The following is a 26,598-nucleotide window of genomic DNA, read 5'->3' as shown; positions in this document are numbered from 1 at the left end:
CGCGACCCCAGCCCGCTCCGCCGTTGTTCAACGCCCCGGCAGCCGGCAAGACGAAGGGGCGCATGAAGGACCGCCTATGATCCGCAGCCTGCTGAAGCCGTCGCCTCACCGGCGGACCGGACCGTCGCTGATGCGGATGCTGGTCCCACTGGTGCTGTTCGCCGTGACCACGACCCTCCTGTTCGCGATGGTCCAGGGCGACGATCCCGACGACCGCGCGCTGACGGTCCAGGAGCGGCTGCGGCCGAGCCGGATCGCTGGTGAGCTTCGCGACTCGACGCCGGAGATCACGCTGCTGCTCGTCCTGATGATGGGCGGGGTCTATGTCACCCTGCACCTGGGGCTGCGGCCGCTGCGGCGCCTGTCCGACCTGGCCGGCGGCATCGCCCCGGCCACGATCGAGGCGCGGCTGCCCGTCGAGGCCGCGCCGCGCGAGGTCGCCCCGCTGGTCGAGGCCTTCAATGCGGCCCTTGACCGGCTGGAGGTGGGCCTGCGCGCGCAGCGGGACTTCTCGGCCAACGCGGCCCACGAGCTGCGCACGCCGCTCGCGACCCTGCGAGCCCAGGTCGAGAGCCTGCTGGAGCCGAACGAGCGGCGCGCCGCCAGCGAGGAGTTCGAGCGCCTGGGCCGGCTGATCGCCCAGCTGCTGGCCCTGGCCGAGGCGGAGGGCGGCGCGGCGGGCGCCAGCGCCCGCTTCGACCTGGTGGGCTTGGCGCGCGACGTGGCCAGCGACATGGCCGGCTTCATCCTGTCCAGCGGGCGCACCATCGGCTTCGACGGCTCGGTCGAGGTGCTGTTGGTCGACGGCCAGCCGGGCTTGGTGGAGACGGCGCTGCGCAACCTTCTGGAAAACGCTGTCCGTCACACCCCACCCGGGGCCGAGATCCTGGTGACGGTCACCGCCGCCGGTGTGCTGCGGGTCAGCGACGACGGCCCCGGCGTCCCGGTCGAGATCCGCGACCGGGCGTTCGAGCGCTTCAGCCGCGGTGATCCGCGCGGCGCGGGAGCGGGTCTTGGTCTGTCGATCGTACGCCAGATCATGGAGCGGCACGGCGGGGTCGCACGACTGGCGGCGTCCGAACGTGGCGCATGCTTTGAGTTGGAGTTCCGGTCGCGCGGCCGGCGCGATCAGTCGACGCCCGCTGCGCTGACAGGCAGCCGGACGGCCATGTAGCCCAGGCCTCGCAGCGCCCGGATCGTCACGTCGGCGCGCAGCTCGGCCATCTTCCGGCGCACCCGATGGACGTGCACCTGGATGGAGTTGTCGGTGTAGTCCTGTTCCAGGCTGTGCAGGCTGTCGCCCAGCTGGGCCTTGGTCACCACCCGGTCGGGATGGCGCAGGAAGCGCTCCAGCACGATGCTCTCGCCGCGCGACAGGGGCAGGCGCGCCTCGCCCACGCGGATCTCGCGAGCGCCCTGGTCGTATTCAAGGTCGCCATAGCGCAGGACGTCGGCCGTCAGGGCCGGCCGACGTCCCAGCGCCCGCAGGCGCGCCACAAGTTCCTCGATGGCGAAGGGCTTGACCAGATAGTCGTCGGCTCCGCGCTCCAGGCCCAGCACCCGCTGGTCGACGCTGCCCAGGGCGGTTAGCATCAGCACGGGCGTGCGCAGGTTGGCGGCGCGGGCCTGGGCCAGTAGGTCCAGCCCGCTGTCGCGGCCGAGCATGATGTCGAGGATCACCACGTCGTAGGTCACGCCGCGCCAGGCGTGCCAGCCGTCCTCGAGGGTCTCGAAGAGGTCGACGATGAAGCCGGCCTTGGCCAGCGACCGTGTGGTCGCCTCACCCAAGCGGACATTGTCCTCGATCAGCAGGGCGCGCATGGGATCAGAACGAGTACAGCAGGGCGAAGACCAGCTGGCCGTGATTGGCCGAGCCTTGGCGGTCGACTATCGGGCTGTCGGCCGCGCTGTCAACGAGACGGCCGTAGGCGCCGTGGGTCAGGGCGCTCCAGCGGTCGTTGATCCGATAGCGCAGGCTGGCGCCGACCTGGACGGTCTCCATCCCGGCGCCGGCGGCGTAGGGGGAGAGGCCGCTGGCGGCGGCCCCGCGTGCTGAGACGCCGTAATAGGTCTGCATGTACTTACGGTCGGCCCAGACGGCCGAGGCGTCCAGGCCCAGGCTCCAGCGGTCGGTCAGCTGGCGGTCGTAGGCGACTTCGAAGCGGGCCAGCTTGCCCTTGTGGACCTTGCCGGTATCGGTCAGGGCCTCGACCTCGATCGCCAGGTCTCCGTCGCCGACCTCGAACGACTTGCGCACGAAGACGCCGGCGTTGACGGCGGCGTCGATCTCGCCCAGGCGGCGGACAGCAAGGTTCTTGATGTCGTCCTTGCGGCCGCGCTCGTAGGCGACCACGGGGCCGGCTTCCAGGAAGCCGCCGGGCACGAGGTTGGCGCGCAGCGAGGCGCCTTCCAGCGCCACATAGTAGTCGCCCCGGCCGTAGCGCAGGCCGACGAAGGGCAGGGGCTTGAACTCGTAGTCCTTGGAGCCCTTGAACTCGGGGCGATAGACGCCGGCCGCGCCCAGGGACAGGCGCAGGCCGTCGCTATCCTCGGCGCGCGCGGCGCTGGCCATGGGGACGATCAGGCACAGGGTCAGAAGGGGAAGCTTCATGTCACTCGGGTCCGGCTAGGCCGCTTTCGCGCGGCAGCCGGGCTATGCGAGCCCAAGCTTGCGTGGAGCTTTCAAAGGAAAGTCGGCGCGGGGCGGCGAAACCGTTCGCCCTTTTATTCGCCGCCCGACGCGTGTCCGGTTCCCGCGCGGGGGCCGAGGTCTGCTTCTGGCGCCTTGCCGAAGAGGGCGGGCTAGCGCGGCATCGACGGAAGGACGACGCTGACCCTCAGGCCGGTCCCAGTCACGTCGTCCAGAAACGCATCGCCCCCGGCGCGCACCGCCAGAGCCTTGACGATGGAGAGGCCCAGGCCGCTGCCATGGCCGGAGCTTTGCGGGCCGCGCGCGAACCGCTCGAACGGGCGTCGCTTGAGGCTGACCGAAAGACCAGGACCATCGTCAGTCACGGTCAGCAGCGCTCCGGAGTCGGTCTGACGCGCGCCGATGACGACAGTCTTGCCGCCATAGCGCAGGACGTTGTCGACTAGGTTTTCCAGAATCTGCTCGACCAGCGGCGCGGCCAGCGGGACGAGGATTGGCTCAGCCTCGACCTCCAGGACCAGAGTCGCGCCCGCCGCGCTCACACGTCCAGCCCAGCGATCGGCGAGGGTCTGGACGCTAGCGGCCAGGTCGCTTTCCTGCCGTCCGTCCGTCTCGACGGCCTCGGCGCGCGCCAGGGTCAGCAACTGCTCGATCAGGCGCTGCAGGCGATCCACCGCCTCCAGGGCGTCGGTCAGCGAGGCCTGGTCCGAGGCCGGGCGCTTGCCGCGCGCCAGCAGGGTCAGGTGGGTCTTGAGGATCGCCAGCGGCGTGCGGATTTGGTGCGAGGCGTCGGCGGTGAAGCGCCGGACGCCGTCGACCGATCGCTCGAGTTGGCCCAGCAGGCTATTGAACGCCACCACGACCGGTTGCAGCTCACGTGGTACGTCGCCGACCGCCACCGGCGCGAAGTCCGGGTCGCGGGCGTCGGAGCGGTCGGCCAGACGTCGGCGGAGACCTTCCAGCGGTTTGAGGCTCCACCGCGCGGCCGGCCAGATTAGCAAGGCCACCAGGCCGACCAGCCCGACTTCGATCGCCCCGACCGTCGCCATCAGCGTCTTGCGGACCGCCGTCCGCGACTCCAGAGTCTGGGCCACCGAGATGACGACGGGAGCCTGCGCGCCGGGCACGCGCAAGGTCGCGGCCGACTGGCGCACGCGGCGGTCCTTGTAGACAAGGGTGCGGAAGACCGGTTCGCCGCCCGCGGCGATCGCCGTCGCGTCGAAGTCGGGCAGGTCGTCATAGCCGGTCAGCGCCCGGCCCGATTGGCGGACGTTGTAGAACACGCTGTCGCGCTGCGGGCTGTCGAGCAGGCCGAACGCCCAGGGCGGCAGGTCGACCTCGACCTGATGGTCCTCGACCGTCACCGACTCGGCGATCGCGCGCACCGACGCCGCCAGCAGGCGGTCGGAGGTATAGTCCACGACCCTCTGGGTCACCCACGCGTCGCCGATCCCGATCAGGACGGCCGACACGACCAGCGGCGTCACGAGGGCGACCAGCAGGCGGGCGGTGAGGGACTGGATGCCAACCATCAGGGCTCGAGCATGTAGCCCTGGCCGCGCAAGGTCAGGATCTTCGGGCCATTGGGCTCCAGCTTGCGGCGTACGCGGCCGACATAGACATCCAGCGCATTGGGGCCGGCCTCGTCGTCGTGGCCGAAGATCTCGCCCGTCAGGCGCTGGCGGGACACCACCTTGCCAGCGCTGGCGGCCAGCACCAGCAGGACGGTGTGCTCGCGCCGGCGGAGCTCCAGGTCGCGACCGTCGACATAGGCGCGCGCGCCGTTGCGGTCGATCGTCAGGCTGCCGACAGAGAGCGTGGGGGAGGGGTCTCCGCCTCGGCGGCGGGCCAGGGCGCGGACGCGGGCGGCCAGTTCCTCGGGCTCGAAGGGCTTGAGCATGTAGTCGTCGGCCCCGAGGTCCAGGCCGCTGACCCGGTCTTTGAGGGCGTCGCGGGCGGTCAGGATCAAGAGCGGCGTGCGGTTGCCGGCCCGGCGCAGGCGCACCAGCACCTCCAGGCCGCCGATGTCGGGCAGGCCCAGGTCTAGGACGATGACGGAATAGGGCTCGGCCAGCTGCTGGAGCGCGGTTTCGCCGTCGGTGACCCAGTCCACCGTGAAGTGTTCCGCCTTGAGGAAGGCCACGACGCCACGCCCCAGCGCCTCGTCGTCCTCCACGAACAGAAGCCGCATGTGGTCGGGTTCCAGGGTTGGACGACTCCGCCCCTATCATGCAACGTCGCTGGCTGTGAACAGGGCGAGCATGCTTCGAAGACAGCTTCTGATGACGCCGGTGGCGGGCCTGGTGGCCGGTTGCGCGCGGACCGACGGCGCCCGGTTCGGCGGCCTCGAGCACGCTTGGCGCGCCCGCGCCGCCGCGCGGGAAGGCGGCCTGACGGTCTACGCCAATACCGGCGACGCCGAGATCGAGCCCGTCGTTTCGGCCTTTCACGCCGAGCATCCGAAGGTGCGCGTCGACTTCCAGCGGCAGAACTCCGCCGAGCTCTACCAGCGCTATCTGGCCGAGCGGCGGGCGGGAAAGCCCAGCGCCGATCTCGTCTGGAGCTCGGCGATGGATCTGCAGATCAAGTTGATCAACGACGGCTACGCCCAGACTTTCGACACGCCGGCCCGCGCCATGCTGCCGCCGTGGACAATCTGGAAAAGCCAGGGCTTCGGCGTCACGGCCGAGCCGATCGTCTTCGTCTACGATCGGCGGCGGCTGCCCGACGCCCGGGCCCCCCGAAGCCACGCGGCGCTGCGCCAGATGCTCGAGGCGGGCCAGCTGAAGGGCTCGGTGGGCCTATTCGACACCGGCCGGTCAGGAGTCGGCTTCCTCTACTATTCCCAGGACCGCCAAGCCTGGGCCGACACCCTGGCCCTGACGCGGGCGATCGGGAAAACCCGACCGCATCTCTACGAGTCGACGTTCACGCTGCTGGAGGCGGTCACCGCCCAGCAGATCTTGCTGGGCTACAACGTCATCGGCTCCTACGCCCTGGAGCGGCAGCAGGAGGATCCGAATCTCGGCCTGATCTTCCCCGAGGACTACACCCTGGTGATGTCGCGGATCGCCTTCATCTCGGCCGCCGCGCGCCGGCCCAACGCCGCCAAGCTGTTCCTGGACTTCCTGCTCTCGGTGAAGGGCCAACGGCTGCTGGCCGAGCGCAACCTGACGCCGGTGCGCAACGACGTTGCAGGCGGCGTCGGAAAGGCGCCCGGGGCCTCGGCGCGGCCGATCGAGGTCGGACCCTCGCTGCTGGCCAATCTCGACCAGATGCGCCGCCGCCGCCTGGTCGCGGACTGGCGCGAGGCGCTCGGTCCCGATCACGTCGACGACTATCGCCGCGTTCGCGACAGTCTGGTGACAGGTAACCGACCCTAGCCTCCGGATAAGCGGCGGGGAGCCGCGCAACAAGGCCGGCGGAATCGCCGGTAGGAGGGGGATCTCCGGTGACCAGAATTCAATCCGCATTCGTCAGCGTTTCGGCCCTGGCGCTCGTGCTCGGCGCGGGCGAGGCCATGGCCCAGTCGATGCCGGCCCAAAACACGTCGGGTCAGGCCGAGACGGCCGCCGAGGCCACCACGCTCGACGCCGTCATCGTCACGGGCTCCAAAACCCGCCGGCGCGACGCCGACTCGGTCGGTCAACTGACCTCGATCACTGAAGAGGATCTCCAGCGCGCGGCCGTCGCCTCGGTCGGCGAGCTGTTGCAGAAGCTGCCTAGCGCCGGCGTCAGCTACAATTCGAACGGCACCCAGGGCACCTCGTACGGCGGCAGTTCGATCAGCCTGCGCTACCTGGCCAACACCGATGGCGCGGCCGATCGGACCCTGGTGCTAGTCGACGGCCACCGCTGGGTGGACGGTGTCGGCGCGCGCGGCATCCGTGACTTCGTCGACCTCAACACCGTGCCGATCGGCATGGTCGGCAGCATGGAGGTGCTGCAGGACGGCGCCTCGGCCATCTATGGCGCGGACGCCATCGCCGGGGTCGTCAATCTGAAGACCAAGCGCAACCTCGATGGCTTCCAGGTCGAGAGCAAGTACGGCGTCACCTCGCGCGGCGACGGCGAGTCGTTCAGCTTGCAGACCAACTGGGGCAAGAAGTTCGAGCGCGGCTCGGTGTTCGTGTCGCTGAGCTACGTCAACGAGGACCCGATCGAGACCAAGGACCGCGAGATCACCCGCGTGTCCCTGACGGCCGGGCCGAACAACCTCAGCGCCGCGCCCTCCAGCCCGCGCGGCCTCTATATCCTGCCGGGCTTCTCGACCACGGCGACGCCGCTGACCCAGAACGTCGGCGTCACCACGGCCACGGGCTTGGCCAGCTATCACCGCGCCACGCTCCCGGACGACTACTACAACACCATGGCCCAGGGCATCTACGCCGTCGGCCCCAGCGAGCGGTACGGGATCTTCGCCCGCGTCGACCAGGAGCTGACCGACCACGTCAAGCTGACGATGGACGTGATGTGGAACCGCCGCAGCTCCCAGCAGGTGTTCTCGCCGACCAATCTGTCCATTGGCGGCACGGCCGGCACCTATCGCGGTTTCTCGATCGCGGCCAACCAGCCATACAACCCGTTCGGCGTGGCCTTCGCGGCCAACCAGGCCTGGAACATCCAGATCTTCACCACGCCAGTCGGCTATCGGATCAGCAACCAGCAGGTCGACACCTACCGGGTGTCCGGCGAACTGGCTGGTGACGTCGACCTGTTCTCGCGCAATTGGAACTGGTCACTGTTCGGCTCGGCCGCCCAGAACCAGATGAAGTTCTCCTCGCCCGGCGGCATCGACCTTGAGCACCTGGCCCTGTCCCTGTCGGCTCCGTCGGTCTGCGCCGCCCAGGCCGGCTGCGTACCGGTCAACATCTTCGGCCAGATGACGCCGGAGCAGGCGGCCTACATCAATGCCACGGCCCGCGAGACCAACCTCACCAAGCTCTACGACCTGACCTTCGACGTGAACGGCGAGCTGATGCAGCTGCCGGGCGGGCCGCTGGCCATGGCATTCGGCTTCGAGTGGCGCAAGAACGTCGGCGAGGACCGCCCCGACGCCTATGTGAACACCGTCTCGACCGGGACGGGCGCGCTGCCGCTGCCGTCGACCACGGCGACCACCACCAACGTGATGCGCACGCCGACCGCGAACGGCTCGTATAACGTCAAGGAAGCCTTCCTCGAATTCACCGCGCCGATCCTGGCCGACCTGCCGCTGGTCAAGAAGCTCGAGCTGGACGTCGCCACCCGCTACTCCGACTACGACACCGCCGGCTCCAAGCTGACCTCCAAGGTCGGCGTCGGCTATCGCCCGATCGATGGCGTCCTCTTCAGAGGCACGTGGTCGCAAGGCTTCCGCGCGCCTTCCCTGATCGAGCTCTACACCGGCTCGCGTCAGTCCAACCTCGCGGGCAGCAATACCGACCCCTGCAACGGCGGCGCGGCCGCGCACCCCAATCTCCCCGGCTGCGCGGGCGTGCCGTCGACCTATAACCAGAGCTCGTACAATGGCGGCCTGCTGCCGTTGACGGTTTCGGGCAACGGCAAGCTCGATCCCGAGACCGCCGAGACCTGGAGCTATGGCGTGGCCCTGCAACCGGCCTTCGCGCCGGGCCTCAGCCTGACGCTCGACGGCTACGAGATCACCATCAAGAACGCGATCTCGACCCCGTCGGTGGCCAACGCCCTGCAGCTGTGCGCCACCCAGGCCGGCGCGTTCTGCGACCAGCTGACCCGCGACGCGACCACCGGCCAGGTGCTGAACTTCAGTTCGTCGTTTATGAACCTCAACCAGATCAAGACGGCCGGCTATGACATCGCCGCTCGCTATCGCCGGGTCACCGACCTCGGGATCTTCGAGGGCTCGGTCTCGGGTACGCGTCTGCAAAAGTTCGACGTCACCTCGCCGAACCCGGCCGGCGGCGCGCCGCTGGTCACCCACGCGGTCGGCACCTCGACCGGCGGCACCACTCCGGCCACGGCGCGAGCCACCTATCCGCGCTGGAAAGGCCTGGCCTCGTTGCGCTGGTCGAACGACGATTGGGCGGTGATGTGGCGCGGCCGCTATATCGGCTCGACCAAGGACGGCGCCGCGCCGGCCCTGCCGGCCACGCCGGTCAAGGGTGACCGCGTGAAGGCCATCGCCTACCAGGACCTGCAGGTGGAAAAGGCCTTCGAGAAGGTCCGGGCCAACGTGACGGTCGGCGTCAACAACGTCTTCGACAAGTCGCCGCCGCTGTCCTACGCCAACGCGCCGATCAACTTCGACATCTACACCTACGACGTCATGGGGCGGTACTACTATGTCCGCTTCGGCAAGTCGTTCTAGTCGATCGGAGCGCGCGTCTCATGGCGAATTCGCCGATCACCCGCCGCGCCTTCGGGGGCGCGGCGGCCTTCCTTGGACTGCTCGGTTCGACCCGGGCCCTGGCCGCTGCGACGCCCTTCGAGGTCGTTCTGGAAAGCAATGTCGGCGTGAAGACGCGTGACGGCGTCCGGCTGGCGACCGACATCTACCGACCGGCCCGCAACGGCAAGCCGGTCGCCGGTCGCTTCCCGGTGATCATGGAACGCACGCCCTACGGCCGAAACGTCGCCAGTTTCCGGGACATCACCGCGACCGACAAGACGCCCCGGACCCGCGCGAATATCGCCGAGATCTACGTCTCACGCGGCTATGTGGTGATCTTCCAGGACTGCCGCGGCCGCTACGATTCCGAGGGCGAGTTCATCAAGTATCTGAGCGAGGGCGCGGACGGTTACGACACCTGCGCCTGGATCGTCCGCCAGCCGTGGAGCGACGGCCGGATCGGCACGATGGGCCTGTCCTACGCCGCCCATACTCAGATGGCGCTGGGCTGCTTGAACGCGCCGGGCCTGAAGGCGATGTTCCTCGACTGTGGCGGCTTCTCCAACGCCTATCAGGGCGGCATCCGTCAGGGCGGGGCGTTCGAACTGAAGCAGGTGACCTGGGCCTACAACCTGGGTCTCGAGAGCCAGGCGGCGCAGAACGACCCGCGCCTGCTGGCGGCGCTGAAGACCGTCGACCTCAAGGCCTGGTTCGCCAGCATGCCGTGGAAGAAGGGCCACACGCCGGTCAGCCTGCTGCCGGACTACGAGGCCTATGTCTACGAGCAGTGGGAGCACGGCCAGTTCGACGGCTTTTGGAAGCAGGCCGGCATCTACGCAGAGGGCTACTACGGCGCCTTCCCCAAGGTCGACATGGTCCACATGTCGGGCTGGTACGATCCCTATTCGCGCACGGCGACCGACAACTATGTCGGCCTGAACAAGGCCGGGCGTAGCGTCCGCCTGATCATGGGGCCCTGGACCCACGGCGGCCGCTCGACCTCCCATGCCGGCGACGTCGAGTTCGGACCGGCCGCGACCATCGACGGGGATGGCGGCGTCGACTTCTTCACCCAGCGCCTGAAGTGGTACGACCGCCACCTGAAGGGCCTGCCCGCGACCGCCGCCGAGCCGCCGGTCCGGCTGTTCGTCATGGGCGGCGGCGATGGCCGCAAGACCGCCGAGGGCCGCCTGAACCACGGCGGCGCCTGGCGGAGCGAGACGGCCTGGCCGATCCCGGATCGTCGCGAGACTGTTTTCTATCTCGGCGCTGACGGCGGCCTGCGGACCGCCAAGCCGTCCGCCGGCGAGCGGCCGCTGAGCTACGACTTCGATCCGGCCGATCCTGTCCCAACTATCGGCGGCGCCGTCACCTCGGGCGAACCGCTGATGCGCGGCGGCGGCTTCGACCAGCGCGAGACGCCCGACCTCTACGGCGCCCGCGAACCCCTGTTGCCGTTGGAGGCCCGGCCCGATGTGCTGGTCTTCCAGACCGCGCCGCTGAGCGAGGACGTCGAGGTCACCGGCGCGATCACGGCCGAGCTGTGGATCTCGTCCGACGCGGTCGACACCGACTTCGTCGTAAAGCTGATCGACCTCTATCCGCCCAGCGCGGACTACCCGGCCGGCTACGCCCTGAACCTGACCGACGGCATCCTGCGCTGCCGCTATCGCGACTCCTGGGAGAAGCCCGAACTGATGACCCCGGGCCAGGTCTACCGGATCAAGGTCGAGGCCTTCCCGACCTCGAACCTGTTCAAGAAGGGTCATCGGATCCGGCTGGACGTCTCGTCGAGCAACTTCCCGAAGTTCGACATCAATCCCAACACCGGCGCGCCGGAGGGCGTGGGCCTGACCCGCGCGGTGGCCCGCAACACGATCCACCTCGACGCGGCGCGACCCTCGCACGTCGTCCTGCCGATCATTCCGAGGCGCACGTGACAATGTCGGCCGAACCCCACGCCGACGCCCCCGGGCCTCTGCTGACCCGCTGGTGGGCGCTGATGGAGACGCGCTTGGGCGTCGCGCCGCTACCGCTGCTGCTGATCGTCCTGGGCCTCGCCGGCGCCTATGTCGCCATGGGCAAGGCGCCGTCGGACATCCTGGCCAACATCGCTTTCCTGGTCACCGGCGGCTTCCTGTGCGCCGAGATCGGCAAGCGGATCCCGGTGCTGAACCGCCTGGGCTTCGCGGCGATCTTCGCGACGTTCGCTCCGTCCTATCTGGAATATGCCGGCCTGCTGCCCAAGGTGCTGGTCACGGCGATCTCGGACTTCACCGAGAGCTCGAACTTCCTCTACCTGTTCATCGCCTCGATCGTGGTCGGCAGCATCCTGGGCATGGACCGCCGCTCGCTGATCACGGGCTTTGGCAAGATTTTCATCCCGCTGATCCTGGGTTCGATGGTTGCCTTCGTGGTCGGCTGCTCGACCGGGGTGATGCTGGGCCTGGGCTTCAAGCACACCCTGTTCAAGGTCGTGGCCCCGATCATGGCCGGAGGGGTGGGCGAGGGGGCGATCCCGCTGTCGATCGGCTACGCCCACTTCTCGGGCCAGCCGCAGGGCGAGGCCTTCGCCGAAGTGCTGCCGCCGGTGATGCTGGGCAGTCTCAGCGCGGTGATCCTGGCCGGCGGGCTGAACTTCCTGGGCCGCCGCTTTCCCAAGCTGACGGGCGAGGGCCGTCTACAGCCGGGCGAAGAGGACGCCGCGCCGATCGCCCACGCCTCGGTCGCCGGCGCGCCGTCGCCCCAGACCCTCGGGGCCGCGTTGCTGATGGTGGCGGTGCTCTACCTGCTGGGCGCCCTGACCCAGAGCCTGCTCCATTGGCCCGGGCCGGTGGTGATGCTGGGCTTGGCGGTGGTCATCAAGCTGGCGCGTTTGGCGCCGCCGTCGCTGGAGCAGGGGGCCTACGCCAACTACCAATTCTTCTCGACTTGCGTGACCTATCCGCTGCTGTTCGCGATCGGCGTGGCCAAGACGCCATGGGAGAAGCTGATCTCGGCGTTCAACCTGCCGACCCTGATCACGATCTTCGTCACCGTGGTCTCGCTGATCACCACGGGGTTCGTGACCTCGCGCTGGGTCGGGCTCTATCCGATCGAGGCGGCGATCGTGAACGCCACTCATTCCGGACAAGGCGGCACCGGCGATGTGGCGATCCTGACGGCGGCCAACCGCATGCAGCTGATGCCCTTCGCCCAGATCGCCACGCGGATCGGGGGAGCCATTACGGTAACTTTTATCTTAGCCGCTTTCGCAAGGTTCAAGTGACGCTGTGTGACTAGCTTAAGGTCAGGTTCAGGGAGGCGAGCCAGCTCTTGGCGCTATGGCGACTTGAGCAACCGTCCCTAGAGAAAGCCCCGGTTCCAAGCCACCAATGGTCGCGCTGGTGTCAGGGCGCTTGCGTTGGCTGTTACCACCAGGATCGAATGGGTTCCGGCGTCGATCACCCTGTCGAAGCCGCAGCGTGCGCGGGCCAGTCCGCCACGATAAGCTGGCGGCGCCGAGGGCGCGAGGTCCCAGCGCTCGGGCGAAAAGCGCTCTGGCGCGCGGACGGAACTGGCGTAGCGCCAAGCCTCTTCTTGATCGTCCTGAGCCAGCAAGGCGACCCCACATTCTGACGCCTTGATCAGTGCGTCATGGCATCCGGCTTCCTTGCGGACGCAGAACAAGAAGCGCGGCGGCTCGACCGATAGCCCGGTGATCGAGCTGACGAGCAGGCCGCGCGGTGTCTCCCCGTCCCAGCAGGAGATGATGGCCACGCCGCCCGCCAGGTTAGCCAGGACCTCCTTGAAGTCGGCCTGGCCCGGGTCAGACTGGCTTGGCGCGGCGGACCGTGAAGGCGAGGCGGCGTCATAAGCCATGGCTCAGCTCGCCACGGCGGTCGGGTTGGCGTCGCGCTCGGCGACGAGGCGACGGACCAGCGGGATCAGGTCGCGACCATAGCCGATCGCGTCCTCGACCGGGTCGAAGCCCCGGATCAGGAAGGTCGAGACGCCCAGGTCATAGTAGTCGAGCAGGCTCTCAGCGACCTGCTCGGGTGTGCCGACCAGGCCCGTGGAGTTGCCTTGCGCACCGGTAACAGCGGCGACGCCGGTCCAAAGGCGCTTGTCGAGCCGCGAGCCCTGGGCGGCGGCGTCCAGCAGGCGCTGGGAGCCGGCGTTCGGCGGGCGATGGCCGCTGGTGGGCAGGCCGGCCGCCTCGCGCAGGGCCTTGGTGCGTTCAACAATCTCGTCGGCGCGCTTCCAGGCGGCTTCCTCCGTATCGGCGATCACCGGACGCAGCGACAGCGAGAAGCGGACCTGCCGGCCATGCTTGGCGGCGGCCGCGCGCACCCGGGCGATCGTCTCGCGCACCTGGGCCTGGGTTTCGCCCCACAGCGCGAAGATGTCGGCGTGCTTGCCGGCGACCGGAATGGCCGCCTCCGACGAGCCGCCGAAATAGATCGGGATGTGCGGGGCCTGCAGCGGCTTCACCGCGCCAAAGCCCTGGTCGACCTTGTAGTACTGGCCCTCGTAGTCGAAGGGCTTGTCACCCGTCCATTCGGCGCGGACGATGTCGAGATACTCGCTGGTGCGGGCGTAGCGCTCGTCCTTGGTCAGGTGGTCGCCGTCCTTGGCGAGCTCCTCGTCAGAACCGCCCGTGATGATGTGAACCGCGACCCGCCCGCCGGTGAAGTGGTCTAGCGTCGCCAGTTGCCGCGCGGCCAGGGTCGGCTGGGTGAAGCCGGGCCGGTGGGCGATCATGAAGTTCAGACGCTTGGTCACCGAGGCGGCGTGCGCCACGACGAGCTGGCTTTCCGGACCCGTCGAGTGGAAGGCCACCAGCGCGCGGTCGAAGCCGCCTTCCTCGTGGATGCGGGCGGTCTTCTCGACATAGGCCACGTCGATGGCCGGGCCGGTGGGCGGGTGGATCTCGGACGCGTGTTGCGTGCCGATGAAACCAATGAATTCGACGCTCATGGCGTTCTCCAATGTGTCTAGACAGATGTTAGGGCGGGGTGTCCTCGGCGATGAGCGAGGAGTTTTCAGGCGGGTTATGAGCGCGGCTCATCAAGCCGCGCCGTCTCATGCGACAACGGGCGCGGCCTCCTTTCGCAGGGCGCGGACGACCGAGGGGCGCGCGAAGGCGCGTGCGGCCTTGGCGTTCCAGGCTGGATAGAGGGCGGTGTCGATCGAGCGGCGCTCGGCCCAGCGCCAAATGACCAGAGCATAGGCGTCGACGGCGCTGAAGCTCTCGCCCAGCAGCCAGGGACCCGGGCCTTGGGCGAGACGCTCGATATCAGCCAGCGTGCGGGCGAAGCGCGCCTCGCCGGGTGTTGCCAGGGCGGCCTTGGTCGCCTCGTCGTCGGCATAACGCTCGGGCCGGGCGATCTGGGCGAAGGCGACGTGCACCGTGCTGGCGAACCAGCTCATCACCTCGTAGGCCTTGGCCAGCTTCAGCGGATCGGCCAGCGGCAGCAGTTCGGTGTGCGGGTAGCGGTGGGCGAGGTAGGTCAAGATCGCCAGGACCTCGGTCACCGGCTGGCCGTCGACGACCAGGGTCGGGACGCGGCCGCGCGGATTGACCTTGAGGTATTCTGGCTTGCGCTGATCGCCGACGGCGAGGTCCAGTCGATGGCCCGCATAGGGGATGTCGAGCTCCTCCAGCGCCACCAGTGGCGCGAGCGAGGATGAGCCGGGCGCGAAATAGAGCTGCAGGGTCATCGTCGGCCTCAGATCACGTAGAAGCCGTGCGTGCCGTCGCGGACCAGCTGGTCGACCAGGCCAAACTCCCAGTCGAGATAGGCCTGCATGGCTTCCGCTGCGTTGTCCGTGCCCTCATAGGGGCGCTTGTAGACATCCGTCGGGGCGTTCGCGGCGCGGATCAGACCCGTTTCGACGGCGCGGCCGGCGGCAATCCAGGCCTCCGTACCACCGGCCAACACCCGGACCGGCCGGTCCGTCAGCGCCTCCAGCTCGGGCGCCGCTAGGGTTGCGAGGGCGCCGTCGGATGACGTCAGGACGATGGTCTTGTTCGGCGGCGCCTGGGTCACGGCCACATCGAGTTGGGCGCGGATCCCGAACCAGGCCCCCGGCACGTGTCCTTTGCGGTGAACCGGGCTGGGCGCGAGATCGATCACCACGACCGCCTCGTCAGCGATGGCCTGCGCCAGGTCGCGCGGCGAAATGGTCTTAACCTCCGGCAAGGCCGGTAGGCTGGGCGTCCAGGTTCCACGCTCCAACGTTTGGCTGAAGCCGCCGTCCAGCACGTAGACCTCCCAACCCAGCTGGGCGAGCCACGAGGCGGTCATGTCGGCGCGTGGACCAAGGTCGTCAGCCAGCACGATGCGACCGCCCCGGACTGGCGCGAAGACGTCGGTCTCCTGAACGAGCTGGCCGCCCGGCGCCGAGCGGAAGCCTGGGATGTGGCCGGCGACGTACTCGTCGGGCGTGCGGACGTCGAAGCGATAGAGGGTCCGGTCGATGTCCTTGGCGAGGTCCGCCAGCCCTTGGGCGTCCACTCTGAGCACGCCGGCGCGATAGGCGACGTCGCGGGCGCGAGCGCGGGCCTCTTCCAAGGTCTGCTCGCCCACGCTGGGGAACTTGCGGCTCTGGCCTTGCTCGAGAGCCTGCTGAGCCAGGGTCCAGCCGATCGTGCCGTTGCGCAGGGCGAAGACGGGATTAGGCACGCCCGCGTTCACAAGCGACTGGGCCCCGATTAGGCTACGCGTGCGGCCGGCGCAGTTGACGATGATGGTCGTGGACGGATCCGGCGCCAGCTCGCGGGCCCGCAACACCAACTCCGCGCCGGGCGTGCTGATGCCGCCCGGGATGCTCATCGTCGCGTATTCCTCGAACCGGCGAGCGTCGAGGATCACCTGGTCGGCCTTGGCGTCGATGCGCGCCTTGACCTCCTGGGCGGGCAGGGACGGGGTGCGCCGGCGCGCCTCGACCAGTTCGCCGAACGCCTTGCTGTAGGAATTGACGTCCTGGAACAGCTCGTAGCCGGCCGCCCGCCAGCCCGCGAGACCGCCATGCAAGGCGTGGACGTTCGTATAGCCCAGCGCCGCGAGCCGCTCGCCCGCCGGCGCGACCAGGCCCTCGGCGTCGTCGTAGAGCACGACCTTGGTGGTCTTGCGTGGGACCCGGTCGAGGATTTCGATCTCGAGCCGCGACAGGGGCAGTTGCGAGGCGAACAGCGGGTGGGCCTTGGCGAACGGGTCCTCCTCGCGCAGGTCCAAGAGGGCGATCTCGCGTCGGGCGATCAAGTCGCCGCGCACCTCGTGCGGCGTGATCAGGGACAGGGTCATTCGGCGGCTCCGTAGGCCAGGGCGCTGGCGCGATCGAACAGGAGGGGCGGCGGGACGTCGGCGTAGCCGGAGATGAAGGTCTTGGGCCGGCCGTCGGCGTCGTAGGTCGAGCGCCGCACGGCCCCGATGTCAGCGCCGTAAACGTGGATGCTGATCGAGGTCCGATCGTCGAAGGCGTTGGCGACCCGATGGATGTCGCCGATCGTCGGCGAGACGGCTTCGACCTGTCCCGGCTCGAGGCGATGGACGGACCCGGCCGCCTTCAGTCCGTCCTCGCTTCGCACGTAGGCCTGGGAAATCTCGGCGCCGCGCAGCACGCCGACCAGACCCCAGACGGTGTGGTCATGGACAGGCGTGGCTTGGCCTGGGCCCCAGACGAAGCTGACGACCGAGAACCGGCCCGCCGGATCGCGATGCAGCAGATATTGCTGATAACGCGCCGGGTCGGGCTGGCTCTGCGCCTCGGGCAGCCAGTCGTCTTGCCCGACGAGATCCGCCAACAGCGCGGCGCCCTCGCGCAGGATGGCAGCCTCGTCGCGGGTCCGATCCAGCAGGGCGGAGAGGTCGGCGACGAAGTCGGAGAGGCGATGAGGGCAGTGCTGGCTCATGGATCACAGCGCGTATTTGAGGGTGACGAGGTAGGTCCGGGGATCGGGGAAGTTCAGCAGATAGATCCCGGTCGACGGCGTGTAGGTCGAGCTGACCGCCTTCTGGGAATTGAGGATGTTGCGGACGGAGAGGCTGACCGCCCACCGCGGGTCGGGGGCGGTCCAGGTCGCGACGCCGTTCAGGAAGCCCTGCGAGGGGATGTTGTTCTGACCGCCCGCCGCGGGCGTGGCGCTGGTGACGATCCCGCTCTGCCACTGAGCGTTCAGGCCAAGGCGCAGAGAGCCCGGGATGTGAAGATCAGGGTCGTAGGTCAGGCCGCCCGACACGCTCCACCGCGGCGAATTCAGGAGGCGATTGCCGTCGGCGTTCACCCCGGCGCCGCCCGCGCCTTTGTAGTCGTCATAGATCGCGTACAGCCAGCCGACGCTGAACTGGGCGCCCAAGCGCTCGGTCGGGCGCGCGTCGGTCTCCAACTCGACGCCGTAGGTGTGGGCCTTGCCGGCGTTGCCTCGGCGGCTGCCGACATAGGCCGGGTCGTAGAACGAGACCTGCAGGTCCTGATAGTCGTTGTAGAAAGCCGCCAGATTGGCGCGGAGGCGCTGGTCGAAGAGCTGGGTCTTCAGGCCCGTTTCGTAGGTGGTCACGTCCTCGGGGGCGAAGGGCAGGGTGGCCAGGTCCAGGCGCGTGGCGCGGTTGTCGAAGCCGCCCGACTTGAAGCCCTTCGAATAGCTTACGTACTGCAGGACGTCCGGCGTCCACTGGAACTGGGCCGAGACCTTGGGCGTGATCGCCGACCAGGTCTTGTCGGCCTTGCCCTTGATCGATTGCGACACCACCTGGCCCGCGAGATTCAGGCCTTTGTTATCGAAGACGAATTCCTTCTCCTCGTTGGTCCAGCGCAGGCCGCCGGTCAGGGACAGGCGATCGGTCGCCCTCCACGTCGCCTCGCCGAACACCGCGTAGGCGTCGGTGTTGGTGATGTTGTGGGCCCGGGCGAAGTTGTAGTTGCTGGGGGTCACCGTCGGGTCGGTCGCTTGGGCGTTGCGGCGGCTGTAGCCATCGCGCTGCACGAAGAACCGCTCGTGCAGATAGAACAGCCCGCTGGTGAAGGTCAGCGCACCGAAGTCGCCGTTCAGCTGCAGTTCCTGGGTGGCGTACTGATCGTTGTAGTGGATCAGGTTCTTCTGGATCAGCGCTGCTTCGCCGTCGTTGTCATAGGCGACCGGATTGAGGTTGAAGCCGCCATAGGAACTGATCGACTTCAGTTTCAGCTGGTCGGTCAGGTCGTACTGCACCCGCAGCGCGATGCTGGCCTGGTCAAGGTCCTGGACCGGCTCCACCTCGGAATAGGAGCGATCCTTGCGGAAGACGCCGCCGGGCTGTTTCACGGGGATGTAGGCGCGGGTGTCGCTGCGGTCGCGCAGGGCGTTGACCGTCAGCAGGGCGTCCAGCCGATCGGTCGGCGTCCAGCGCAGCTTGGCGCGGAAGGCGTCGACATCGATCCGATTGACGTCGTGGTTCAGCGTCGGGTCGAAGGTGACGCCGTCGCGCTTGTGATGGATGTAGGAGAAGCTGCCAGACAGCTTGTCTTGGACCAGCGGCCCCTCAATGAGGGCACGGAGATCCACCGCGCCGTAGTTGCCGAGGCCCACCTCGGCCTTGGCGCGCAGAGTCTGGCCCGGATCGCGCGTGATGACCCGTAGGGCGCCCGCGCTCGAATTGCGGCCGTAGAGCGTGCCTTGCGGGCCGCGCAGGACCTCGACCCGTTCCAGGTCGTTGAACTCGACCATAGAGCCGATCTGGCGCGGGATGTAGACGTCGTCGACATAGACGGCCAGCACCGGTTCCTGGATCGGATCAGCCTCGCCAACGCCGCGCAGGGCGTAGGTCTGGGTGGTGTGGCTGATCGTGACACGGCTGATCGACAGGTTCGGGATCTGGCCCGACAGGTCGCGGATGTTGTCGATCTTGCGGTCGGCCAAGACCTGCTGGCCGAAGGCCGAGATGGCGATGGCGGTCTTCTGCAGGTCGGTGGCGCGTCGCTCGGCGGTGACGATGACTTGTTCGACGGCGGGCGCCGCGCCGTCGGCGGCGGGCGTGGGCTCTGCGGCGCGGGCTGCGCCGGCGACCGCCAGACTGGAGGTCACGAGTAGAAGATTTCGCAGGTGGCGATTGCGCATTTTTATCCCCGATTTATTTAATAGGGATTTCGCATCTGCTTGATATCTCCTCAATGAATATAAAATCTTCGAGCGGACAGATTTGCTTAAATCGTCGATACTGATGATCTATATTCAGAATTATCATTCTATTTCAGGACGGGCGTAAGGCGGTCGTCCCAGAGCGGTTTGACTTCGACGCGCGCTGGAATGATCTTCGCGGCGGCGAATGTGTCAGCCACGGCCTGCTGGGAGGCGATCGCCGCGTCGCTGATGGGCTCCAGAATCGAAGCCGTGCTGCGTTCGCGGAATTCCTGCTCGTAGTAGGCTTGGCTTATGCCAGTCGCCTGAGCCCGAACCCGGGCCCAGCGCACGCCGTCCGCATTGATCCAGTCGAAGACCTTGCGATAGCGGCGGACGTAATCGCCGATGGCGGCTAGCCGCGCGGGATCGTCCAGCGCCTCCTTGGACGCCGTGATCAGATAGTTGCCGGAGAGAATCCCCTGGGCCGTGGTCAGGACCCGGGCGCCGGCCTCGCGGGCCTGATAAACGATCACGCCATAGATGACCCAGGCGTCGAGCGCGCCGCTTTGGAAGGCCGCCAGGCCATCCTGAGGCGACAGGGCCACGGGCGTGATGTCGCTCCAGGCGAGACCGGCTTTTTCCAGCAGGCGCAGAAGGATGTAGTGCGAGGTCGTGGCCTTCACATAGCCGATCCGCTTGCCCTTCAGCTCGCTGAAATCCTGCACGGAGGAGCCCTTGGGCAGCAGCACAACCTGGTTGTTCACGTCGGCGCGCAGCACCCCGACGATCCGGGCCTGGTTGCCGGGATGTCCCGCGACGAAGATCGGCGGGATCTCGCTCATGCCGCCAAAATCGAGGGCGCGCGCATTGATCGCCTCGACGATCAGATTGCCGCCAGCGAACTGACTGCGGGCAAGCTTGTAGGGCGGCTCGGCGACGCCGGCCTCGGAGAAGAAGCTCTCGGGATTGCCGCGATAGGTCGCCACCCGCAGCGTCAGGTTCGAAAGGTCGCCGGACTTGGCGTCCTTCCGAGGCGAGCAGGCGGTGAGGCCCGCCATGGAAAGCCCTGCGATCGACAGTCCGCCAGCCATCAGGTCGCGGCGGGAAAGGGAAAAGCCGGTCATCAGTCGAACAGGTCCGGCTCTTCTTCGGTGACGATCTCCCAGTACGGCTGGAAGGCCCAGAAGCCGCCGACCTCCGTGCCGACCTGGCCGGCCGTATGCTTGGCGACCTCTGGAGGCATCGGCTTGGTGGGCCCGGCCGCCTCGGCCAGTAGCTGCGCCTGGCAGGCGTTCTCCAGCGCCAGATAGCGCCACACGGCGGCTTCGACCGATTGGCCGACCGTCAGGATGCCGTGGTTCTGCAGGATCACCGCTTTCTTCGAGCCCAGCGCCTGGGCGATCTTCTTGCCCTCGCTGGTGTCGAGCACCACGCCCGAGAATTCCTCGAACAGGGCGTGGTCCTCGTAGAAGGCGGCCGAGTCCTGGGTTAGCGGGTCTAGCAGCCGGCCCAGCGCCGACCAGGCCTTGCCGTACAGCGAGTGCGAGTGAGCGGCGGCCACGACGTCCGGGCGGGATTCGTGCAGTTGGGAATGGATCGCGAAGGCGGCGCGGTTCAGCCGGGCGGGGACCTTGGCGGGCGGCTGGACGATCTCACCCGCGTGGCTGACCAGCATCAGGTCCGAGACCTTGATCCGCGAGAAGTGGACGCCGAACGGATTGACCCAGAAGTGGTCGGTCAGCTCCGGATCGCGAGTGGTGATGTGTCCCGCGCCGCCCATGTCGAAGCCGTAGCGGCCGAACAGTCGGTACGAAGCCGCCAGGCGCTGCTTGCGATAGAGGCGCTCAGCCTCGACCGTCGCCTGGCGGGGCAGCTCGCGCGAGCCGAATTCGGGCAGCACCGTCTCGATCTTGGCGGGATGCGGCGCGCCAGGCTGGAAGGCCCTCGGCGACGGGATGGCGGTCATGGCGCGATGTCCTTGCTAGTAGCCGCGCGAGAGGTCGACGACGCCCGTTAGAGGCTCGCCGGTCCGGAAACGGGCCAGGTTCTCGGCGAACTGGGTCGCCAGATTGATGCGGGTGTCGGGCGTATGCACCGAGGTGTGCGGCGACAGCCGAACCCGAGGATGGCTGTAGAAGGGGTGCCCCTCGTGGAGAGGCTCGGGATGGGTCACGTCCAGGCTGGCGCGGGCGACGCGGCCCTCGTTCAGCGCCGCCAGCAAGGCCTCGTCATCGATCAGCGCGCCGCGGGCGATGTTGATCAGATGCAGGCCGGGCTTGGCGTGCAGCAGGAGATCGCGATTGACGATCCGTTCGGTCTGCGGTGTCGCCGGCGCGGCCAGCACGACGTGGTCGCTGCGCTCGAACAGCGTCTTCAGGTCCGCCACGCGCTCCACGCCGGGGACGGGGATCGCGGCGTCGGAGCGACGGACCGCCAGCACCTTGATCCCAAGCGCCTGGGCGCGCGGCGCAAGGGCCTCGCCGATCGCGCCGAAGCCGACTAGGCCAAGCGTCGAACCGGAGACCAGTTTCAGTTGCCGGGGCGCCCAGCGTTCGGCGGTGTCGATCCAGATGTCGGGCAGGCGCTTGGCCTCGGCCAGGATCGCGGCCAGGGCGAATTCCGCCAGGGCGATGGCTGACGAGCCACGCGCGGAGGTGACAACCGGCCCCTCGAACAGCCAAGGCGGATAGAAGTCGATGCCGACCGAGACCAACTGCACCCAGCGCACATCAAAGGGCCAGCCGGGCGGCGCGCGGTCGGTCAGGGTCCCGCCCGCCTTGCGGAAGGGCGCGGCGACCAGGACCTTGGCCTTCGGCGGCAAGGGTGAGGTCAGGCCCGGCGGCACGGCCACGATCTCGGCGTCGGCCACGTGCTGGGCGAAGACGCTGTTGAACACCTCCGGCAACTGGCTGGCGACGACGATGCGGCTCATCTCGCTGCGCTCGCGAAGGCGGCCCGTCCGGCGCTGTTCAGGACGACGTCGGCCTGGGGCGTATGGACCCGACCGCACAGCACGTCGCGATGGTGGCGCTCCAGCGGGTTGGCGCGAGTCAGGCCTGGATTGCCGGTCAGCTTCAGCGCCTTCTCGACGACCGTGATCGCGTTCTCCGTGACGAGGTGCTTGACCAGGCTGGCCTCCACGCCGCCCACCTCGCCGCGCGCGGCGGTGTCGAGCAGGACGCGGTTGGAGAGCAGCAGGCCGTCGATCTCGCCGACGGCTTCCTGGAAGCGCGGCAGGGTCGAGAGCGAGGCGCCGAGATTGGCCGGCTTGCGGTCGATCAGGAACTCGACCAGCCAGTCGCGCGCCGCCCGCGCCATCGCGTCGTAGATCGCCGAGGTCAGCACGGACGACCAGGCCGCGAAGCTGGCCGGGTAGGGCGGCGGGGCGCCCAGCGGCTGGGGATCCAGCGCGTGGTCGAGCGGGACCAGCACGTCCTCAAAGACCACGTCATGGCTGGCGCTGGCGCGCAGGCCCAGGTGGTCCCAGGTTTCCTCGATCACCACGCCGGGCGTATCGGCCCGTACCAGCCAGCCGCCGACCAAGGGCTCGGGATCGTCGCTGCGGGCCCAAACGACGAACCAGGTCAGATTGGTCGAGCCGGTCGAGTAGATTTTACGTCCGCTGATCCGCCAACCTTCGGGCGTTCGACGCGCGATGGTCGCCGGCAAGCCGCCGCGCGCGGGCGTGCCGAGGTCCGGTTCGACGCGTAGGGCGTTGATCAGCGCGCCATGCTCTATGGCCTCGTCGATCACCCGACGCTTCAGATGCTCGGGCCAGCCCGAGCGGCCTTCGACCGAGGCGTGGAACAGGTACTGCATGACCAGGACCAGCGCCGTGGCGGGCTCGCCGCGCGCGACGGCCGAAATGACCTTGAGGGCGGTCTGCAGGTCGGCTTCCAGTCCGCCCAGACGCGCCGGCGCGGTCAGGGCCAGCAGACCCGCCTCGTGCAGGAGCCTGAAGTTCTCGGCTGGAAAGCTGGCCTCGCGATCATGCTGGGCGGCCGTGGCGGCGAAGGCCTCGGTCAGGGCGGGCAGGATCGCGTCGAGATCGGGCAGTTTCGCTTGCGCTTCAAAGCGATGGACGGGCGCGTTCACAGCACCACCTCGCCGGTGGGAAAGGCGACAAGGTGGCCTTCGGCGTGCGCGGGCGCGGCCTCGACGCCAAGGTGGCCCAACAGCCGACGGCGGATCGCCTGGAAGCGCGCGTCATGGGCGCGCGGGCGTTCCAGCGTGATCCGCTCTTCGGCGGCGATCCGGCCCTTGTCGAGCACCAGCACCCGGTCGGCCAAGGCCACGGCCTCGTCCACGTCGTGGGTGACCAGCAGCACGGCGGGGCTGTGCTCGCGCCACAGCGACAGGACGAGGTCATGCATCTTCAGGCGGGTCAGGGCGTCCAGCGCGGCGAACGGCTCGTCAAGCAGCAGGAGACCCGGTTCGCGGGCCAGGGCGCGCGCCAGGGCGGTGCGCTGGGCTTCGCCGCCGGACAGGGTGGCGGGCCAGGCGTCCAGGCGATGGCCAAGACCCACCTCCCGCAGCGCCGTTTCGGCGCGGCCGCGGATGTCTCGGCCGGAAAGGCCCAGCGCGACATTGCGCCAGACCTTCTTCCACGGCAGCAGGCGGGCGTCCTGGAAGACGACGGCCCGGGCGTCCGGTGTGCGGACATCCTGATCGCCCACGGGATCGAGGCCCGCCAGGGTGCGCAGCAGGGTGGTCTTGCCCGAGCCGCTGGCGCCGAGCAGGGCGACGAACTCGCCGGGCGCGATGGTCAGGTCCAGGCCGTCGATGACGGTGTTGTCGCCAAACCGGCGGACGAAGTCGCGCAGGCGGACCGCCGGCTCGGCGTTGGGCTTGGCGGAGGTCGGGCGAAGGCGCGGCTGAGGGGCGGCCATGATCATTGCTCCACGAGGCTGGGACGCCACGCCAGCGCCTTGCGCTCCAGCGTGCGGACGAAGGCGTCGGCCGACAGGCCGAGCAGGGCGTAGACGACCAGGCAGACGACGATGATGTCGGTGCGCATGAAGTCGCGGGCGTTGTTGACGAGGTAGCCGAGCCCGGCCTGGGCGTTGATCTGCTCGGAGATCACCAGCACCAGCACCGATACGCCGAGGGCGTAGCGCAGGCCGACGAAGAACGAGGGCAGGGCGCCGGGCAGGATCACCTCCCGGACCAGGCTCCAGCCACGAAGGCCGAAGCTCCGCGCGGCCTCGACCAGCCGCACATCGACGCCGCGAATGCCCGAGAAGAGGTTGAGATAGAGAGGGAAGGTCGCCGACACCGCGATCAGCGCGATCTTCGGGGTCTCGCCGATGCCGAACCAGACGATGAACAGCGGCGTCAGCGCCAGGACCGGGATGGTGCGCTTGATCTGCATCACCGGATCGACCAGCGTCTCGCCCCAGCGCGACAGTCCCGACACCAGGCCGAGGCTGACGGCGACGACCAGCGCGATCAGAAGGCCGGCGCCGGCTCGCGCCAATGAGACGGCGAGGTTCTTGGGGAGTTCGCCCGAAGCGGTCAGGCTCCAGAAGGTCTCCAGCACCGTAGAGGGCGCCGCCAGGATTCTCGGCGGGATCACGCCCAGCCGTGCGCCCAACTCCCACAGGAGCAGCAGCGCGACGGGCGAAAGCCAGCGCGCGCGAGACAGGCTCGGCCATCGCCAAGGCCTGGCTTCAGAAATTCTGTAGGTCGTCGCCAGAGACACTGGGTCTGTCCTTCGCTGGAAACCGTTGCGACGCGGTCGTCGCGGGTCCAAAAGAAGGACGCTTAATCCCTACTCAATCAATAGACTTATCCTCACGGGTCTTATTAGCAAATCTCAAGAGGCGTCGATGGTCACCAATCTGCCGACCGAACTGCTGCGAAGCTTCGTCGCCATCGTCGACTCCGGATCGATGCTTCGCGCGACCGAAAAGGTCTTCGTCACCCAGTCCGCGCTCAGCCTGCAGATGAAGCGGCTGGAGGAGACGGTGCTGACGCCGCTGTTTCACCGCGAGGGACGCCGGCTGATCCTGACGCCGGCCGGCCAGGCGCTGTTGCCTCGCGCCCGCGAAATCCTGGCGCTGAACGACCGGGCTGTCGTGGCCTTGACCGGCGACGCCCTAGCCGGGCCCGCGCGCGTCGGCCTGGTGCAGGACTTCGCCGAGACCCTGCTGTCGGGCGTGCTGGCCCGGTTCGCCAACCTCAATCCCGACACGCAGCTGCACGTTCGCGTGGCCGGATCGCCGGAGCTGCTCGGCCTTTTGCAGGCGGATCGACTGGACGTCGTGCTCTGCATGGGCGCGGCGGACGATCCCCGCGCTGTGCAGGTGACGCCCATGGTCTGGCATGGCGAAACGGCCCTGGCCGAGAGCGCCGTGCTGCCGATCGCCATCTTGGAGACGCCGTGCCGGTTCCGGGACGCCGCCCTGGCCGCGCTCGAGCGGGATGGCAGGCCCTATCGCGTGGCGCTGGAGACGCCGAGCCTGTCGGCCTTGCGGGCGGCGGTGCAGGCGGGATTGGCGGTGACCTGCCGTACGGCGCTTTTCCTGCCCGACCGCGCGCCGCTCGGCGGCAATCGCCTGCCGCCGCTGCCGGACGTCGCCTATGTCCAGCGGATCAACGCCTCGCCCCACGCCACGATCGACAAACTGGCCCAGCTGATCCATGCGGCCGCTCTGGCGCTCTAGGGTTCGAGGTCGGCCAGAACGCTCTTCGCGACGGCCGCCGCTTGGCCGCGAATATCGGGCACGGCGATGATCTCCGGAAGGCGTAGCCGATCTTGCCGCCCCGCACGGTGTACTTGCAGGTCGCATGACCGTCGGCGTCGAGGCGCATCTCCCGGATCTTGCCCGCGGCGATCACCAGTTGCCCGCTGGCGCGCGTGGTCAGCCGCCAACCTTGGCCGCAAGGTGCGATACGATCGCGTCCGGATTGACGACAAGCCGGCCCAGGCCTTCCGGCCCCTCGGCGATCTCCGCGATCTGCGCCTGGAGATAGCGCCCGTAGTCGGCGCGGCTGGCGAGCCCGTCGGGCCCGACGTCGAGCCCCTGGCCTGCCAGCCAGGTCACGAAGTGATCCGGGCGATCGGGCCAGGCGCTCATATTGCCCGCCCGCACATTTAGCTTGTGGCTCGGATTGTGGGTCGAATAGGACGCGCCAAGACCCACGGGCGCCCGCTTCTCGAAAAGAAGAACCTTCGCCGCGCGGCTCTGCGCCAACAGGTTGAGGGCGGTCATGACCCCGCTGAAGCCCGCTCCGACGACGGCGATGATCGGCGCTGGAGAGCCGCTCATGGCAAAACTCTATAAATTTACTGGAATTTTGTGCGCGATCGCCTCGTCCAAGACAAGCGCCTTTCAGGATATGCGCGCGCCTCAAGCGCCTTATGATTAGGAAAGATATATAAAACTCTGATTTTGCTCAGAGAAATACTCCATCGCGAGGTTCGCCCCCCCGCGCCATGGTCGCCCTGTCGACGCTCCAAGGGCCGGAGCCGACATCCGACGACCATGGAACGCCCGCGATAGCGGGTGGGGGATA

At 68.3% G+C, this 26,598-nt stretch carries 24 protein-coding genes; 7 read left to right on the top strand and 17 right to left on the bottom strand.

All coding sequences use genetic code 11. The features are described 5' to 3' along the window. Positions 1 to 76: 76 nt before the first annotated feature. Positions 77 to 1,174 (top strand): sensor histidine kinase, encoded by a 1,098-nt coding sequence (locus ABIC66_RS12395; RefSeq protein WP_354070585.1) that lies wholly within the window; start codon positions 77 to 79, stop codon positions 1,172 to 1,174. On the opposite strand, the gene ABIC66_RS12390 is transcribed toward ABIC66_RS12395, so the two are convergent. The 4 genes from ABIC66_RS12390 to ABIC66_RS12375 form a co-directional block, all read right to left on the bottom strand. Then, on the bottom strand, positions 1,129 to 1,821 hold the full coding sequence (locus tag ABIC66_RS12390; protein WP_354070584.1) for a response regulator transcription factor: 693 nt from the start codon (positions 1,819 to 1,821) through the stop codon (positions 1,129 to 1,131). The two genes, ABIC66_RS12395 and ABIC66_RS12390, sit on opposite strands and share 46 nt — an antisense overlap. A 4-nt stretch (positions 1,822 to 1,825) precedes the next feature. Beyond that, complete coding sequence (locus ABIC66_RS12385; protein WP_354070583.1) at positions 1,826 to 2,611, bottom strand: MipA/OmpV family protein; 786 nt, start codon at positions 2,609 to 2,611, stop codon at positions 1,826 to 1,828. Positions 2,612 to 2,802: 191 nt separating this feature from the next. Then, positions 2,803 to 4,182: a sensor histidine kinase gene (locus ABIC66_RS12380; protein WP_354070582.1), complete on the bottom strand. Its 1,380-nt coding sequence runs from the start codon at positions 4,180 to 4,182 to the stop codon at positions 2,803 to 2,805. Continuing rightward, complete coding sequence (locus ABIC66_RS12375) at positions 4,182 to 4,841, bottom strand: response regulator transcription factor (RefSeq protein ID WP_354070581.1); 660 nt, start codon at positions 4,839 to 4,841, stop codon at positions 4,182 to 4,184. Before ABIC66_RS12375 ends, ABIC66_RS12380 begins: the two co-directional genes overlap by 1 nt. A 70-nt stretch (positions 4,842 to 4,911) precedes the next feature. On the opposite strand from ABIC66_RS12375, the gene ABIC66_RS12370 reads away from it, so the two are divergent. The 4 genes from ABIC66_RS12370 (at position 4,912) to ABIC66_RS12355 (ending at position 12,267) form a co-directional block, all read left to right on the top strand. Next, positions 4,912 to 6,033, top strand: a complete 1,122-nt coding sequence (locus tag ABIC66_RS12370) for an ABC transporter substrate-binding protein (RefSeq protein ID WP_354070580.1) — start codon at positions 4,912 to 4,914, stop codon at positions 6,031 to 6,033. A gap of 68 nt (positions 6,034 to 6,101) precedes the next feature. Continuing rightward, a complete protein-coding gene (locus ABIC66_RS12365; protein ID WP_354070579.1) occupies positions 6,102 to 8,978 on the top strand; it encodes a TonB-dependent receptor domain-containing protein in 2,877 nt (958 codons plus the stop codon). Between the two features lie 20 nt (positions 8,979 to 8,998). Continuing rightward, entirely contained in the window at positions 8,999 to 10,939 is a 1,941-nt protein-coding gene (locus ABIC66_RS12360) for a CocE/NonD family hydrolase (RefSeq protein WP_354070578.1), read from the top strand. Between the two features lie 2 nt (positions 10,940 to 10,941). Next, positions 10,942 to 12,267, top strand: coding sequence for a 2-hydroxycarboxylate transporter family protein (locus tag ABIC66_RS12355; RefSeq protein WP_354070577.1), 1,326 nt, complete (start codon positions 10,942 to 10,944; stop codon positions 12,265 to 12,267). 77 nt (positions 12,268 to 12,344) lie between these two features. On the opposite strand, the gene ABIC66_RS12350 is transcribed toward ABIC66_RS12355, so the two are convergent. From ABIC66_RS12350 to ABIC66_RS12295, 12 genes are all read right to left on the bottom strand, one after another. Further along, positions 12,345 to 12,860 carry a flavin reductase family protein gene (locus ABIC66_RS12350; RefSeq protein WP_354070576.1) on the bottom strand — a complete coding sequence of 172 codons (516 nt, stop codon included), beginning with the start codon at positions 12,858 to 12,860 and terminating at the stop codon, positions 12,345 to 12,347. A gap of 3 nt (positions 12,861 to 12,863) precedes the next feature. After that, positions 12,864 to 13,958, bottom strand: coding sequence for an LLM class flavin-dependent oxidoreductase (locus ABIC66_RS12345; protein ID WP_354070575.1), 1,095 nt, complete (start codon positions 13,956 to 13,958; stop codon positions 12,864 to 12,866). Positions 13,959 to 14,063: 105 nt separating this feature from the next. Further along, complete coding sequence (locus ABIC66_RS12340; protein WP_354070574.1) at positions 14,064 to 14,702, bottom strand: glutathione S-transferase family protein; 639 nt, start codon at positions 14,700 to 14,702, stop codon at positions 14,064 to 14,066. Between the two features lie 8 nt (positions 14,703 to 14,710). Then, positions 14,711 to 16,288 (bottom strand): rhodanese-like domain-containing protein, encoded by a 1,578-nt coding sequence (locus ABIC66_RS12335; protein WP_354070573.1) that lies wholly within the window; start codon positions 16,286 to 16,288, stop codon positions 14,711 to 14,713. Beyond that, on the bottom strand, positions 16,285 to 16,896 hold the full coding sequence (locus ABIC66_RS12330) for a cysteine dioxygenase family protein (RefSeq protein ID WP_354070572.1): 612 nt from the start codon (positions 16,894 to 16,896) through the stop codon (positions 16,285 to 16,287). The genes ABIC66_RS12335 and ABIC66_RS12330 overlap by 4 nt, the downstream gene beginning before the upstream one ends. Before the next feature lie 3 nt (positions 16,897 to 16,899). Then, entirely contained in the window at positions 16,900 to 19,077 is a 2,178-nt protein-coding gene (locus ABIC66_RS12325) for a TonB-dependent receptor (RefSeq protein WP_354070571.1), read from the bottom strand. Positions 19,078 to 19,205: 128 nt separating this feature from the next. Then, on the bottom strand, positions 19,206 to 20,204 hold the full coding sequence (locus ABIC66_RS12320; protein ID WP_354070570.1) for an ABC transporter substrate-binding protein: 999 nt from the start codon (positions 20,202 to 20,204) through the stop codon (positions 19,206 to 19,208). Beyond that, entirely contained in the window at positions 20,204 to 21,046 is an 843-nt protein-coding gene (locus ABIC66_RS12315) for a class II aldolase/adducin family protein (protein WP_354070569.1), read from the bottom strand. The genes ABIC66_RS12320 and ABIC66_RS12315 overlap by 1 nt, the downstream gene beginning before the upstream one ends. Before the next feature lie 15 nt (positions 21,047 to 21,061). Then, positions 21,062 to 22,012, bottom strand: a complete 951-nt coding sequence (locus ABIC66_RS12310; RefSeq protein WP_354070568.1) for a D-isomer specific 2-hydroxyacid dehydrogenase family protein — start codon at positions 22,010 to 22,012, stop codon at positions 21,062 to 21,064. Beyond that, the gene (locus tag ABIC66_RS12305; protein WP_354070567.1) at positions 22,009 to 23,175 is read right to left on the bottom strand and encodes an acyl-CoA dehydrogenase family protein; all 1,167 of its coding nucleotides are present in this window, start codon (positions 23,173 to 23,175) and stop codon (positions 22,009 to 22,011) included. The genes ABIC66_RS12310 and ABIC66_RS12305 overlap by 4 nt, the downstream gene beginning before the upstream one ends. After that, complete coding sequence (locus tag ABIC66_RS12300; protein WP_354070566.1) at positions 23,172 to 23,969, bottom strand: ABC transporter ATP-binding protein; 798 nt, start codon at positions 23,967 to 23,969, stop codon at positions 23,172 to 23,174. The genes ABIC66_RS12305 and ABIC66_RS12300 overlap by 4 nt, the downstream gene beginning before the upstream one ends. 2 nt (positions 23,970 to 23,971) lie before the next feature. Then, on the bottom strand, positions 23,972 to 24,655 hold the full coding sequence (locus tag ABIC66_RS12295; RefSeq protein WP_354070565.1) for an ABC transporter permease subunit: 684 nt from the start codon (positions 24,653 to 24,655) through the stop codon (positions 23,972 to 23,974). 253 nt (positions 24,656 to 24,908) lie between these two features. Here ABIC66_RS12295 and ABIC66_RS12290 point away from each other — a divergent pair, with 253 nt between their 5' ends. Beyond that, the gene (locus tag ABIC66_RS12290) at positions 24,909 to 25,745 is read left to right on the top strand and encodes a LysR substrate-binding domain-containing protein (protein WP_354070564.1); all 837 of its coding nucleotides are present in this window, start codon (positions 24,909 to 24,911) and stop codon (positions 25,743 to 25,745) included. A 198-nt stretch (positions 25,746 to 25,943) separates the two neighbouring features. On the opposite strand, the gene ABIC66_RS12285 is transcribed toward ABIC66_RS12290, so the two are convergent. Beyond that, positions 25,944 to 26,294, bottom strand: a complete 351-nt coding sequence (locus ABIC66_RS12285; protein ID WP_354070563.1) for an FAD/NAD(P)-binding protein — start codon at positions 26,292 to 26,294, stop codon at positions 25,944 to 25,946. Between ABIC66_RS12285 and ABIC66_RS12280 the strand changes: the two genes are divergently transcribed. Continuing rightward, a complete protein-coding gene (locus tag ABIC66_RS12280; RefSeq protein WP_354070562.1) occupies positions 26,293 to 26,451 on the top strand; it encodes a hypothetical protein in 159 nt (52 codons plus the stop codon). The genes ABIC66_RS12285 and ABIC66_RS12280 overlap by 2 nt on opposite strands. Positions 26,452 to 26,598: the final 147 nt, after the last annotated feature.

The organism is Caulobacter sp. 1776 (assembly GCF_040545685.1).
GTDB lineage: Bacteria > Pseudomonadota > Alphaproteobacteria > Caulobacterales > Caulobacteraceae > Caulobacter.
The sequence above is the reverse complement of the archived record's forward strand: the minus strand, read 5'-3'. Positions and strand labels throughout refer to the sequence as shown.

Coding starts and splice junctions, on each gene's coding strand:
- ABIC66_RS12395 (WP_354070585.1), top strand. CDS start 77: ATGATCCGCAGCCTGCTGAAGCCGTCGCCTCACCGGCGGACCGGACCG.
- ABIC66_RS12390 (WP_354070584.1), bottom strand. CDS start 1,821: ATGCGCGCCCTGCTGATCGAGGACAATGTCCGCTTGGGTGAGGCGACC.
- ABIC66_RS12385 (WP_354070583.1), bottom strand. CDS start 2,611: ATGAAGCTTCCCCTTCTGACCCTGTGCCTGATCGTCCCCATGGCCAGC.
- ABIC66_RS12380 (WP_354070582.1), bottom strand. CDS start 4,182: ATGGTTGGCATCCAGTCCCTCACCGCCCGCCTGCTGGTCGCCCTCGTG.
- ABIC66_RS12375 (WP_354070581.1), bottom strand. CDS start 4,841: ATGCGGCTTCTGTTCGTGGAGGACGACGAGGCGCTGGGGCGTGGCGTC.
- ABIC66_RS12370 (WP_354070580.1), top strand. CDS start 4,912: ATGCTTCGAAGACAGCTTCTGATGACGCCGGTGGCGGGCCTGGTGGCC.
- ABIC66_RS12360 (WP_354070578.1), top strand. CDS start 8,999: ATGGCGAATTCGCCGATCACCCGCCGCGCCTTCGGGGGCGCGGCGGCC.
- ABIC66_RS12355 (WP_354070577.1), top strand. CDS start 10,942: ATGTCGGCCGAACCCCACGCCGACGCCCCCGGGCCTCTGCTGACCCGC.
- ABIC66_RS12350 (WP_354070576.1), bottom strand. CDS start 12,860: ATGGCTTATGACGCCGCCTCGCCTTCACGGTCCGCCGCGCCAAGCCAG.
- ABIC66_RS12345 (WP_354070575.1), bottom strand. CDS start 13,958: ATGAGCGTCGAATTCATTGGTTTCATCGGCACGCAACACGCGTCCGAG.
- ABIC66_RS12340 (WP_354070574.1), bottom strand. CDS start 14,702: ATGACCCTGCAGCTCTATTTCGCGCCCGGCTCATCCTCGCTCGCGCCA.
- ABIC66_RS12335 (WP_354070573.1), bottom strand. CDS start 16,288: ATGACCCTGTCCCTGATCACGCCGCACGAGGTGCGCGGCGACTTGATC.
- ABIC66_RS12330 (WP_354070572.1), bottom strand. CDS start 16,896: ATGAGCCAGCACTGCCCTCATCGCCTCTCCGACTTCGTCGCCGACCTC.
- ABIC66_RS12325 (WP_354070571.1), bottom strand. CDS start 19,077: ATGCGCAATCGCCACCTGCGAAATCTTCTACTCGTGACCTCCAGTCTG.
- ABIC66_RS12320 (WP_354070570.1), bottom strand. CDS start 20,204: ATGACCGGCTTTTCCCTTTCCCGCCGCGACCTGATGGCTGGCGGACTG.
- ABIC66_RS12315 (WP_354070569.1), bottom strand. CDS start 21,046: ATGACCGCCATCCCGTCGCCGAGGGCCTTCCAGCCTGGCGCGCCGCAT.
- ABIC66_RS12310 (WP_354070568.1), bottom strand. CDS start 22,012: ATGAGCCGCATCGTCGTCGCCAGCCAGTTGCCGGAGGTGTTCAACAGC.
- ABIC66_RS12300 (WP_354070566.1), bottom strand. CDS start 23,969: ATGGCCGCCCCTCAGCCGCGCCTTCGCCCGACCTCCGCCAAGCCCAAC.
- ABIC66_RS12290 (WP_354070564.1), top strand. CDS start 24,909: ATGGTCACCAATCTGCCGACCGAACTGCTGCGAAGCTTCGTCGCCATC.
- ABIC66_RS12280 (WP_354070562.1), top strand. CDS start 26,293: ATGACCCCGCTGAAGCCCGCTCCGACGACGGCGATGATCGGCGCTGGA.
- ABIC66_RS12285 (WP_354070563.1), bottom strand. CDS start 26,294: ATGACCGCCCTCAACCTGTTGGCGCAGAGCCGCGCGGCGAAGGTTCTT.